Below are 12,473 nucleotides of genomic sequence, written 5' to 3'. Positions count from 1 at the left end.
ACACCAGATGACGCCTCCGCTATGTGTCAGCGTGCCCAGAGCCAAGCCATCGCCTAGGGATAACCCGGTGCAGCCTCAAGGCCAAAATACTCTTCCACGGTGTTGATGCCCCGGGTGGCCATGTCCGTGGCAGCCTCCACGCCGATGTACCGCAGGTGCCAGGGTTCGTAGTAATACCCGGTGATCGGGTGAAACATCCACGGATACCTGACCACAAAGCCGAACCGGTAGGCATTCGCCTTGGCCCAAACGGCCGCTGGCTGTTCCGCGAAGCAGGGCTGGAAGCTGCAGGCCCCGCCGCCGTCGCCGATGTCAAAGGCCCAGCCAGTCTGGTGCTCAGAGTACCCCGGGCGGGCGCTGGCCGTGTCCGCATCGGCCTGGCCGCGGGACGCCACGTAGCCGTTGTAGGTGGACACCTGGGTGGAGTGGGAGCGGTAGCCGCTCGCCAGGGTCATGACCACACCTTCCTGTGCTGCCGCAGCGAACATCGCTTCCGCAGCAGCCGCCGTCGTGCTGTTCAGGAGCGCCGCCTCCCCGGAGACTGCCAGCCTGATGTTCGGCTGTACCAGGTCCGCCGGAACGTAGGCGGCAGGAACCAGCGGGCGGTGCTTGTTGACCACCAGCCAGGGGCTGGCAGGATCAGTCAGGGAAAACTTCCGGGGCATCGCGGCAGCAGCCGACGGCGGCGCAGGCACCTCTGTCGGGGACTGTATGGCCGGCGTCGGACTTACCGTCGTCGGGTCCAGGGCAGGCGAGGGGGACGCGGAGGCCACTGTGGGTGAAGTGGAGGGAGCGGACGACGACGGCGGCACCTGCGCGGGGGCGTCCGGCGTGCAGGCTGCCAGGGCAGTCAGTCCGGCTCCGGCGGCCAGGAAACGCGCGAAGCTGCGCCGGGTGGCGCCGGCCGCAGCGGTTCCGAGGGTGACCGTTTCGCCTGCCGCCGTTTCGTTGGCCGGTTCGCTGAAGGCTCCGTTTACTGCGGCGCAGTCGTGGCACATCCGTGCTAGACCTTCCGCAGGAGCATGCGGCGGATGGAGTGGTCGGCATCCTTTGTCAGCACCAGCTGGGCACGGCCCCGCGTAGGCAGCACGTTCTCCTCCAGGTTGGGCTCGTTGATGCGCTTCCAGATGTCCCGTGCGGTCCGTTCGGCCTCGGAGTCGGACAGCGTGGCGTAGCGGTGGAAATAGGACTCCGGCTGCGCGAATGCCGTGCTTTGAAGCTTGCGGAAGCGGTCCACGTACCACTCCTCGATGTAGGAAGTCTTGGCGTCCACGTAAATGGAGAAGTCGAAGAAGTCGCTCAGCGCCAGTCCCTGCCGGCCGTCGTGCCGCGGGCGGGCGGGGGCCAGCACGTTCAGGCCCTCCACGATCAGGACATCCGGACGGCGGACCACCACTTCCTTGCCAGGAACGATGTCGTACGTGACATGGGAGTACCAGGGTGCCCTGACTTCCTCGGCGCCGCCCTTGATCTCGCTCACGAAGCGCAGCAGCGCGCGCCGGTCATAAGATTCCGGGAAGCCTTTGCGTTCCAGCAGCTGACGCCGCTTCAGCTCGGCAAGCGGGTACAGGAAGCCGTCCGTGGTGATGAGTTCCACGTTGGGCGTACCAGGCCAGCGCCGGAGCATCTCCCGGAGTACACGGGCAATGGTGGATTTGCCCACCGCCACCGACCCGGCCACGCCAATGACAAAGGGCGTGCGCTGGGTCTGCTCGCCAAGGAACGTGGTAGTGGCCGAATGAAGCTGGTGCGCCGCCTCAACATACAGGTGGAGCAGCCTGGACAGCGGCAGGTAGACCTCGCGGACCTCCTTCATATCCAGGGGGTCGCCGAGGCCGCGCAGACGGACAATGTCCTCTTCATTAAGAGGCTGTTCCATCTGGGCTGCGAGCCGGGACCAGGTCTGCCGGTCCAGCTCAACGAACGGGGAGACACCCTCGCCGTTCGCTTCATTGCGTTGCAAAGTCACGTTAGAGATTCTGCCCCTCGCGCGGCTGAGAGCGAAATGGGGACGCACCCATGCGCTGCGGACGCAGCAACGTTAAGCCCGCTGCCGCCCCCGGTTCAGTTTAGATCTCAACCCCGCGGCGGATAGGCTTGGTCCCATGTGTGGAATCGTAGGATATGTGGGCCGCCCAGATGGCCATGGAAACGCCGGTCACAGTGCGCTGGACGTTGTCCTCGAAGGATTGCGCCGCCTGGAGTACCGGGGCTATGACTCCGCGGGGGTCGCTGTTGTTGCCGACGGCGTGATCTCGTCCCGGAAGAAGTCCGGAAAGTTGAGCAATCTGCTCGCCGAGCTGGAGGCCCGGCCGCTGCCTGAAACGGTCACCGGTATCGGGCACACCCGCTGGGCCACGCACGGCGGTCCCACCGACCAGAATGCGCACCCGCACCTCTCCGACGGCGGCAAGCTCGCGCTGATCCACAACGGCATCATCGAGAACTTCGCCGAGCTGAAGCGGGAACTGATGGCCAAGGGCGTCACGTTCGCCTCCGAAACGGACACCGAAGTCGCTGCCGCGCTGCTGGGCGATATCTTCCGCACCAAACTGAACGGTGACGTGAGCGACGGCGGCCTGACCAGGGCCATGCAGCTCGCCTGCCAGCGCCTTGAGGGCGCATTCACCCTGCTGGCCGTCCACGCCGACCAGCCCGACGTCGTGGTCGCCGCCCGCCGCAACTCGCCGCTGGTGGTTGGCCTGGGCGAAGGGGAGAACTTCCTGGGCTCGGACGTTTCCGGCTTCATCGACTACACCCGCCGGGCGGTGGAACTGGGCCAGGACCAGATTGTGACCATTACAGCCGACTCGGTGGACATCACCGACTTTTACGGTGCCCCTGCCGAGGGCAAGGAATACCACGTGGACTGGGATCCTGCCTCTGCGGAAAAGGGCGGCTTCAGCTCCTTTATGGCGAAGGAGATCAACGACCAGCCCGACGCCGTGGGGCAGACACTGCTGGGCCGTTCGGACATCAACGGCAAACTGACCCTGGACGAAATCCGCATCGACCCTGAGCTGCTGAAGCAGGTCAACAAGATCATCGTCCTCGCGTGCGGCACGGCTGCCTATGCCGGCACCGTGGCCAAGTACGCCATCGAAAACTGGTGCCGCATCCCCACCGAAGTGGAACTGGCGCACGAGTTCCGCTACCGGGACCCCATCCTTGACGCCAACACCCTGGTGGTGTCCATCAGCCAGTCCGGCGAGACCATGGACACGCTGATGGCGGTCCGCTACGCACGGGAGCAGGGGGCCAAGACCATCTCCATCTGCAACACCAACGGCTCCACGATCCCGCGTGAATCCGACGCCGTGCTCTACACGCACGCCGGCCCGGAAATCGCGGTGGCCTCCACCAAGGCCTTCCTTGCCCAGATCACCGCCGCCTACCTGCTGGGCCTTTATTTGGCACAACTGCGCGGCAACATCTTCTCCGGTCAGATCAAGGACGTCCTGGCTGACCTGAACAAGATCCCCGCGAAGATCCAGAGCATCCTGGACAACTCCGGGCCCCTGCGCGAGCTGGCCCGCAGCATGAAGGACGAGAAGTCCGTCCTGTTCCTGGGACGCCATGTGGGCTACCCGGTGGCCCTGGAAGGCGCGCTGAAACTCAAGGAAATCGCCTATATCCACGCCGAAGGATTCGCCGCGGGCGAGCTTAAGCACGGGCCTATCGCCCTGATCGATGAGGGCCAGCCGGTGTTCGTGGTGGTCCCCTCGCCGCGCGGCCGGGACTCACTGCACGCCAAGGTGGTCAGCAACATCCAGGAAGTCCGCGCGCGCGGCGCCCGGACGCTGGTTATCGCTGAGGAGGGCGACGAGGCCGTGAAGGCCTACGCAGAGCATGTCTTCTATGTGCCGGAGACTCCTACGCTGCTGATGCCGTTGCTGACCACAGTGCCGCTGCAGATCTTCGCCCTGGAACTTGCCTCGGCCAAGGGCTACGACGTGGACCAGCCTCGCAACCTGGCCAAGAGCGTCACCGTAGAATAGCCAAATGATTGTTGGCATTGGCGTAGACGTAGTAGACATCGAGCGGTTCGGCCGCCAGCTTGAGCGCACCCCGGGGCTCCGGGACCGGCTGTTCGTGCCGGCCGAGCGGGAGCTGAACACGCGATCCCTGGCCGCGAGGTTTGCGGCCAAGGAAGCGGTAGCCAAGGTTCTCGGCGCGCCCGCCGGCATGAACTGGCAGGACTGCTGGATCGGCCTTGACCAGCACGGGCCGACTATCCAGGTGAAGGACACCGTGCTTGCAGTGGCCGAGGCCAAGGGCGTCAAACGCTGGCACCTGTCCATGAGCCACGATGGTGGAATCGCCACCGCGACGGTGCTGGCCGAAGGCTGAGTCGGAAGGCTGAGCCTGAGCACGGACCTGACACGATGATCAGCGCCTATACCGGAACCCAGATCAGGGCGGCTGAAGAGCCGCTCCTGGCCTCCGGCATGGGCGATGTCCTCATGCAGCGAGCCTCCCACGGACTCGCCAATGCTGTCATCCGCGAGCTGAAGGCCCGCCGCCGGCGTGTCTATGGCGCCAGCGTGGCTGTCCTCGCTGGCAAGGGCAACAACGGCGGCGACGGTCTCTTCGCCGCCGCGTTTCTGGCCGCCAGGGGAATGCGTACGATAGCGGTGCTCACCGCCGGAGCGGCACACCCCGGGGCGCTGGCCGCCTTTGAACAGGCCGGCGGCCGGGTACATCTGCTCACCGATTCCACCCTGCCCCGGCTGGCGGCGGATGTGGCGGGTGCCGACGTCGTCATTGATGCTGTCCTGGGCACCGGGGCCAAGGGCGGACTGCGCGGCACCGCAGCCGCCTTGGTGGGCGAGCTTGGGGACGCCGGATTGTCAGGCGCGGGGGAGCCGCTGGTGGTCGCCTGCGACGTTCCCAGCGGCGTTGATGCCGATACCGGCGAAGTCCACGCGCCCGTGCTGTCCGCGGACCTGACCGTGACCTTCGGCGCCGCGAAGGCCGGCCTGCTGGCTGACCCCGGAGCCGACTGTGCGGGCCGCGTCCAGGTGGTGCCGATCGGCATCGAGGAGAACCTCCCACGGCCTGCGCTGCGCCGGTTTGAACCCGGGGACCTCGCGCGTTTGTTACCGCACCCGGAAAGGCGTTCGCACAAGTACTCGCGCGGTGTGCTCGGAGTGGTGGCCGGATCGGCCGATTACCCCGGTGCCGCGGTGCTGGCCTGCCGCGGCGCGCTGGCCGCCGGGGTGGGTATGGTGCGCTATCTGGGACCGCCCGAGGTCGCCTACCTGGTGCGGCAGTCCTGCCCGGAAGTGGTGTGCGGCAGCGGCCCGGTGGCTGACACCCACGTTCAGGCCTGGCTGGTGGGCTCCGGGATGGGCCCCGGCGATTCTGAACAGCTCCAGCGCGCACGGGACGCCGTGGAATCCGGTCTGCCGGTTATCGCCGACGCCGGTGCGCTTCCGGCCCTTCCCGGCGTCTTGGCCCCGCACGTGGTGCTCACCCCGCACTCCGGTGAACTCGCGTCCCTGCTCCAGCGGCTGGCTCCTGAACCGGCCAGGGCGGTTGAGCGTGGAGCGGTCGAAGCCCACACCCTTGGCGCCGTCCGGCGCGCTGCGGGGCTGACCGGAGCCACGGTACTGCTCAAAGGCGCCACGACGCTGGTGGCGTCGCCCTCCCAGGATTTCTACAGCCAGGCGGACGGCACGCCCTGGCTGGCTACCGCCGGCAGCGGCGATGTCCTGGCCGGAATCATCGGTGCCTTGCTCGCACAGCTGGGTTCCGACGTCGGGCGCTTCCGTGATGCCGGCATCGGTCCTGACGAACGCTGGGCCGCCATCGCCGCCCTGGCCGCGAGCCTCCACGGCCTTGCCGGGACGGCTGCCTCAAGCGGCGGACCGCTGACCGCGGGCCGGATTGCGGAGGTACTACCAGAGGTATGGGGTAAAGTAAGCATGCTTACTACGCGGACGGCGACGAAACTTAATAGTCACGCCCACCCGTTACGGTAGGGGATAGGTTCTGTATCGACAGCAGGGACCGGAGGCGTTTCGGAGCCCTGCTGGCGAACAATGATGAGGAGCACGCATGGAAATCTGGCCCGGATCGGCTTACCCCCTTGGCGCCACCTTCGACGGGACAGGCACCAACTTTGCGCTGTTCAGCGAACGCGCCGAAAAAGTGGAACTGTGCCTCTTCGATGACGCCGGTGTTGAATCACGGCACGAGCTGGATGAAGTGGACGGCTATGTGTGGCACTGCTACGTCCCGCAGGTTCAGCCGGGCCAGAAATACGGTTACCGCGTCCACGGCCCGTACGACCCGTCCTCCGGCAACCGCTTCAACCCCAACAAGCTCCTGCTGGACCCCTACGCCAAGGCAGTCCACGGGCAGGTGGACTGGGACCCGTCGCTCTTCTCCTACAAGCTCGGCGAGCCGGACTCCGTCAATAACGAGGACTCCGCATCCCACATGATGCTCGGGGTGGTTATCAACCCCTTCTTCGACTGGGACGGCGACCAGAACCTCCGGGTCCCGTACCACAAGTCGGTCATCTACGAGGCGCACGTCAAGGGCCTGACCCAGCTTCACCCCGAGATCCCCGAAGAGCAGCGCGGCACGTACGCCGGCGTGGCGCACCCCTCCGTTATCTCGCACCTCCAGAAGCTGGGGGTGACCGCCATTGAGCTGATGCCGGTGCACCAGTTCGTCAATGACGGAACCCTTCAGGACAAGGGCCTGAACAACTACTGGGGCTACAACACCATCGGCTTCTTCGCGCCGCAGAACACGTACAGCTCCACGGGTGACACCGGCCAGCAGGTGCAGGACTTCAAAGCCATGGTCCGCTCGCTGCACCGGGCCGGTATCGAGGTGATCCTTGACGTGGTGTACAACCACACCGCCGAAGGCAACCACCTTGGCCCCACTCTCTCCTTCAAGGGCATCGACAACGCGGCCTACTACCGGCTGATGGAGGGGGACGAAAAGCACTACATGGACTACACGGGCACTGGCAATTCCCTCAACGTCCGCCAGCCTCACTCGCTGCAACTCCTCATGGACTCGCTGCGGTACTGGGTCACGGAAATGCACGTGGACGGCTTCCGCTTCGACCTCGCCTCCACCCTGGCCCGCGAATTTTACGACGTCGACAAACTGTCCACGTTCTTTGAACTCATCCAGCAGGACCCGGTAGTGTCCCAGGTCAAGCTCATTGCAGAGCCCTGGGACGTTGGGCCCGGCGGCTACCAGGTGGGCAACTTCCCGCCGCAGTGGACCGAATGGAACGGAAAATACCGTGACACTGTCCGCGACTTCTGGCGCGGTGAACCGGCGACGCTGGGTGAATTTGCCTCCCGAATCACCGGTTCGGCCGATCTCTACGAGCACTCGGGCCGCCGGCCTGTGGCATCCATCAACTTTGTCACCGCCCACGACGGCTTCACCCTGTCGGACCTGGTGTCCTACAACGAGAAGCACAATGAGGCCAACGGCGAGGGCAACAACGACGGCGAATCCCACAACCGTTCCTGGAACTGCGGGGCCGAAGGGCCCACCGACGATCCCGCCGTCCTGGGGCTGCGCGCCCGCCAGCAGCGGAACTTCATCGCCTCGCTGCTGCTGTCCCAGGGTGTCCCCATGCTGCTGCACGGCGACGAACTCGGCCGCACCCAGCAGGGAAACAACAACGGATACTGCCAGGACTCGGAACTGACCTGGATCAACTGGGACAACATCGACCAGCCGCTGGTGGAGTTCACGTCCGCCGTCAACGCACTGCGAGCCAAACACCCAACGTTCCGCCGGAGCCGGTTCTTCGACGGACGCCCGGTCCTGCGAGGAGAAGGCGAACGGCTCCCTGACATCGTCTGGCTGGATGTCGACGGCGCAACCATGACGCCGGAGGACTGGCACAGCGGCTTCGGACGCTCCGTCGGCGTGTTCCTCAACGGCGACGGCATCCAGGGCAAGGACACCCGCGGGCGCCGCATCACCGACGTGAACTTCCTGCTGTATTTCAACGCCCACGATGACATGGTGAATTTCACCCTTCCCGCCGACGAGTACGCGCCGGCGTGGGACATCATCATCGATACCGCGGGCCACAACGCAGACACCGAGCCCGTGAAGGCCGGAGAGGCGTTGCCCGTTGACGCCAAGTCCCTGGTAGTGCTTCGGGCCCACAGCGTGCCGGAGACCGAACCGGACCACTCGGTGGCCGCTTCGCTTGCGGCGCTGACCCAGACGTCCACCAGCGAGACGGAGGCGCTGAGTTCGCCCATGGTGGCAGAGCCAGGGAAGACCACGAAGGTAGGCGTACGAACGGACAAGAAGAAGTGAGGATTCCGGCTTCTACCTACCGCCTTCAGATCCGCCGCGGCTTCACGCTCTTTGATGCAGCCCGCAGAGTGCCCTACCTGAAGGCCCTCGGCGTGGATTGGCTGTACCTGTCGCCCATCCTGACAGCAGAGCCCGGTTCCGACCACGGCTATGACGTAACCGATCCCTCAGCGGTGGATCCGGAGCGCGGCGGGGCGGAAGGCCTGGTGGCGCTCTCGAAGGTTGCCCGCGAGCACGGCATGGGCGTGCTCGTGGACATCGTCCCCAACCACGTCGGCGTAGCCTCCTCGCCGCTGAACCCCTGGTGGTGGTCGCTGCTGAAGGAAGGCCGCGCGTCGCGCTACGCTGACGCGTTCGACGTCGACTGGGACTTCGGCGGGGGCAGGATCCGGATTCCGGTGCTGGGTGCCGATGAAGACGTCAAGCAGTTGGAGATCGAGGACGGCGAACTCCGCTATTACGGGCACCGCTTTCCCCTCGCCGAGGGAACCTATGCGGAGGGTGAGTCGCCGGCCGCCGTCCACGACCGGCAGCACTATGAGCTGGTGGGGTGGCGCCGTGCTAACGACGAGCTGAACTACCGGCGCTTTTTCGCCGTCAGCACGCTTGCCGGGCTCCGGGTGGAAATCCCCTGGGTCTTTGACGAGGCCCACGCCGAGGTTGCCCGCTGGTTCCGCGAGGGCCTGGTCGATGGCCTGCGTGTAGACCACCCGGATGGACTGGCAGATCCTGCCGGCTACCTTCACCGGCTCAAGGAGATCAGCGGCGGCGCGTACGTCCTGGTGGAAAAGATCCTGGAGCCGGGGGAGGAGCTGCCACCCGAATTCGCATGCGAAGGAACCACCGGCTACGACGCGCTGGCGGACGTTGACCGGGTCCTGGTGGACCCCGCGGGCCAGACGCCCCTGGACGTCCTCGACGCGCGGCTGCGTCTTACAGATGAGCCGGCCAACTACGCTGCCATGATCCTGGGCACCAAACGCGCCATCGCAGACGGGATTCTTCGGTCCGAGATCCTGCGGCTGGCACGCCTGGTCCCTTCCGACTCCGGCCTTTCAGAGGGTGCCGCGGCTGATGCCCTGGCCCAGATCATCGCAGCCTTTCCCGTGTACCGCACCTACTTGCCCACCGGTGAGGACGTGCTGCGCGAAGCCTGTGCGGCGGCGGCCGAATGCCGCCCGGACCTCTCAGATGCCGTGGACATGCTCCTGCCCTTCCTGCTGAAGCCGGAGACGGAACTCGGGCGCCGGTTCCAGCAGACCTCCGGAATGGTCATGGCCAAGGGTGTTGAAGACACCGCTTTCTACCGCTACACGCGGCTGGGGACCCTGACCGAAGTGGGGGCAGATCCCACCGAATTCTCGGTGGAGCCGGGGGAATTCCATCGGCGGATGCAGAACCGCCAGGATTCCCTGCCGCTGTCCATGACCACCCTGAGCACCCACGACACCAAGCGCAGCGAGGACACCCGCGCACGGATCTCCGTGATCGCCGAGCGTGTTCCTGAATGGACCCAGGTGCTGAGCGCGCTTCGGGAGGCCGCACCGCTGCCGGATGGCCCGTTCTCCTCACTGCTCTGGCAGGCGGTCGTCGGCGCTTGGCCGGCCAGCAGGGAACGCCTGCATGGCTACGCTGAAAAAGCCGCGAGGGAGGCCGGCAACTCCACCACCTGGACGGATCCGGACAAAGAATTCGAAGCCGCGCTGCGGAAGGCTGTGGACTCGGCTTTCGACGACCCCTCAGTCAACGCCCTGATCGAGGATTTCGTGGCTGCCATTGATCGGTACGCCGCGTCCAACTCGCTGGCCCTGAAACTGATCCAGCTCACCATGCCCGGTGTGCCGGACGTTTATCAGGGCACCGAGTTCTGGGACCGCTCCCTGACGGACCCGGACAACCGGCGGCCTGTGGACTTCGATGAGCGCGAGGACGCCCTGGCCAAGCTGGACAGCGGCCTGCTTCCGGAATCCGCCCTCGACGAAACGAGCAAGCTGCTGGTGACATCCCGGGCATTGCGGCTGCGCCGTGACCGGCCAGAGCTGTTCCAGGGCTACCGCCCGGTTCAGGCTTCCGGGCCCGCCGCGGAACACCTGGTCGCCTTTGACCGCAGCGCACCTGACGCGAACCGCGGTGCTGGCGCCGTCACACTGGCCACGAGGCTTCCCCACGGGCTGGAACAGGGCGGCGGCTGGCGGGACACCGCCGTCGAACTCGCTACCGAAATGCAGGACGAGCTCACCGGAAACCGCTTCGGCCCCGGCGCGGTGCCGGTGGCCGACCTCCTGCAGACCTACCCCGTGGCACTCCTGGTGCCAGTGAGCGGAGGGTTCGCATGAGCCTGGCACACAACGGCTCCGGCCGCTTCGACATCTGGGCTCCGGAGGCTGCTTCCGTGACGCTGCTCGCGAACGGGCAGCAGTACCCGATGGCCCGGATTGACGCAGGTTCAGGCGCCGAAGGCTGGTGGTCCGCTGCCGGCGCGCCTGCAGACGGGGAAGTGGACTACGGCTATCTGCTGGACGGGGACACGCATCCATTGCCCGATCCCCGTTCACGCCGGTTGCCCGAAGGCGTTCATGCTCTGTCCCGGACCTTCAGCCCGGCAGAGCATGAATGGCAGGATGCCGGCTGGCGGGGCAAGGAATTGCGCGGCTCGGTCATCTACGAGCTCCACGTGGGGACGTTCACGCCGGCCGGAACACTGGATGCCGCCTCTGAAAAGCTCGGATACCTGGTGGACTTGGGCGTCGACTGTGTGGAGTTGCTGCCGGTCAACGGGTTCAACGGAACCCACAACTGGGGCTACGACGGCGTGCAGTGGTACACCGTCCACGAAGGTTACGGAGGCCCCGCCGCCTACCAGCGCTTTGTCGACGCCGCACACGCTGCGGGGCTGGGCGTCATCCAGGACGTCGTCTACAACCACCTCGGCCCCAGCGGCAACTACCTTCCCAGATTCGGCCCGTACCTCAAGCACGGCGACGCCAACACCTGGGGGGATTCCGTCAATCTGGACGGGCCGGGCTCGGATGTGGTCCGGGAGTACATCCTGGACAATGCCGCGCTTTGGCTGCGTGACTACCACGTGGACGGGCTGCGCCTGGACGCTGTCCATGCGCTGAAGGACGAGCGCGCTGTGCACATCCTGGAGGAGCTCGGGGCACTGGGCGACGCAATCTCGGCCGAAACAGGCCGTCCCAAGACGCTCATCGCCGAATCGGATCTGAATAATCCGCGCCTCATCTATCCGCGCCGCGCCAACGGATACGGGCTGGCCGGACAGTGGAGCGACGACTTCCACCATGCCGTTCACGTCAACGTCAGCGGCGAAACCACCGGCTACTACGGGGACTTCGTGTCCCTGGGAGCCCTCGCCAAGGTCCTCAAGGACGGCTTCCTGCACGACGGAAGTTACTCCAGCTTCCGCGGGCGCCACCACGGCCGTTCCATCAATACCTCCCTGGTGCATCCCGAGGCGCTGGTGGTCTGCAACCAGAACCACGACCAGATCGGCAACCGGGCAACAGGGGACAGGTTGTCCCAGTCGCTGCCGTACGGACCGCTGGCTCTGGCGGCCGTACTCACGCTGACGTCCCCGTTCACGCCCATGCTGTTCATGGGCGAGGAATACGGTGCCTCCACGCCGTGGCAGTTTTTCACCTCCCACCCCGAGCCGGAGCTTGGCAAAGCGACGGCGGAGGGCAGGATCCGTGAGTTCGAGCGGATGGGGTGGGATCCCGCCGTCGTGCCGGATCCGCAGGACCCGGAGACCTTCCGTCGCTCCAAACTGGACTGGGCGGAAGCCGCCACGGGTGAGCACGCGAAGCTCCTGGAGCTCTACCGCACACTGACGGCTTTGCGACGCCAGCACCCTGAGGTTGCGGGCCTCGGGTTCACGGAGACGGAGGTCGCGTTCGACGACGACGGCTGGTTGCGTTTCCGGCGCGGGCCCGCCGAAGTGCTGCTGAACTTCTCGGAAGAGGAGATCCGTCTTGAGGATGTGCGGGGAACGCTGCTGCTCTCCACCGAGGAGGCCAAGGTGCTCGACGGCGGTTCCCTGGTTTTGGCGCCGTGGAGTGCTGCGGTGCTGAAGGCCTAGTGGTACGCTGCGGGTTTTTTGTCAGCCCGCGGCGTAACCAGGGGACCCTGTTTCTGTA

The 12,473-nt window shown here is 65.9% G+C and carries 8 protein-coding genes; 6 read left to right on the top strand and 2 right to left on the bottom strand.

The window, feature by feature from the left end; translation table 11 throughout:
• Positions 1 to 53: 53 nt before the first annotated feature.
• Both J7E83_RS07975 and coaA read right to left on the bottom strand, forming a co-directional pair.
• Complete coding sequence (locus J7E83_RS07975; RefSeq protein ID WP_214960644.1) at positions 54 to 998, bottom strand: D-alanyl-D-alanine carboxypeptidase family protein; 945 nt, start codon at positions 996 to 998, stop codon at positions 54 to 56.
• Between the two features lie 5 nt (positions 999 to 1,003).
• Positions 1,004 to 1,978, bottom strand: a complete 975-nt coding sequence (gene coaA / locus J7E83_RS07970) for a type I pantothenate kinase (protein WP_214961098.1) — start codon at positions 1,976 to 1,978, stop codon at positions 1,004 to 1,006.
• Between the two features lie 127 nt (positions 1,979 to 2,105).
• On the opposite strand from coaA, the gene glmS reads away from it, so the two are divergent.
• From glmS to treZ, 6 genes are all read left to right on the top strand, one after another.
• Positions 2,106 to 3,998: a glutamine--fructose-6-phosphate transaminase (isomerizing) gene (gene glmS / locus J7E83_RS07965; protein WP_214960642.1), complete on the top strand. Its 1,893-nt coding sequence runs from the start codon at positions 2,106 to 2,108 to the stop codon at positions 3,996 to 3,998.
• A 4-nt stretch (positions 3,999 to 4,002) separates the two neighbouring features.
• Complete coding sequence (locus J7E83_RS07960) at positions 4,003 to 4,350, top strand: holo-ACP synthase (protein ID WP_214960640.1); 348 nt, start codon at positions 4,003 to 4,005, stop codon at positions 4,348 to 4,350.
• 35 nt (positions 4,351 to 4,385) lie between these two features.
• Complete coding sequence (locus J7E83_RS07955; RefSeq protein WP_214960638.1) at positions 4,386 to 5,984, top strand: NAD(P)H-hydrate epimerase; 1,599 nt, start codon at positions 4,386 to 4,388, stop codon at positions 5,982 to 5,984.
• A 76-nt stretch (positions 5,985 to 6,060) separates the two neighbouring features.
• Positions 6,061 to 8,316 carry a glycogen debranching protein GlgX gene (gene glgX / locus J7E83_RS07950; protein ID WP_214960636.1) on the top strand — a complete coding sequence of 752 codons (2,256 nt, stop codon included), beginning with the start codon at positions 6,061 to 6,063 and terminating at the stop codon, positions 8,314 to 8,316.
• Positions 8,313 to 10,652 carry a malto-oligosyltrehalose synthase gene (treY, locus tag J7E83_RS07945; RefSeq protein WP_214960634.1) on the top strand — a complete coding sequence of 780 codons (2,340 nt, stop codon included), beginning with the start codon at positions 8,313 to 8,315 and terminating at the stop codon, positions 10,650 to 10,652. Before glgX ends, treY begins: the two co-directional genes overlap by 4 nt.
• Complete coding sequence (gene treZ, locus J7E83_RS07940; RefSeq protein ID WP_214960632.1) at positions 10,649 to 12,415, top strand: malto-oligosyltrehalose trehalohydrolase; 1,767 nt, start codon at positions 10,649 to 10,651, stop codon at positions 12,413 to 12,415. Before treY ends, treZ begins: the two co-directional genes overlap by 4 nt.
• Positions 12,416 to 12,473 lie beyond the last annotated feature (58 nt).

It is taken from the genome of Arthrobacter sp. ISL-48, from assembly GCF_018613805.1.
GTDB lineage: Bacteria > Actinomycetota > Actinomycetes > Actinomycetales > Micrococcaceae > Arthrobacter.
This window is presented reverse-complemented; position numbering and strand designations above follow the sequence as displayed.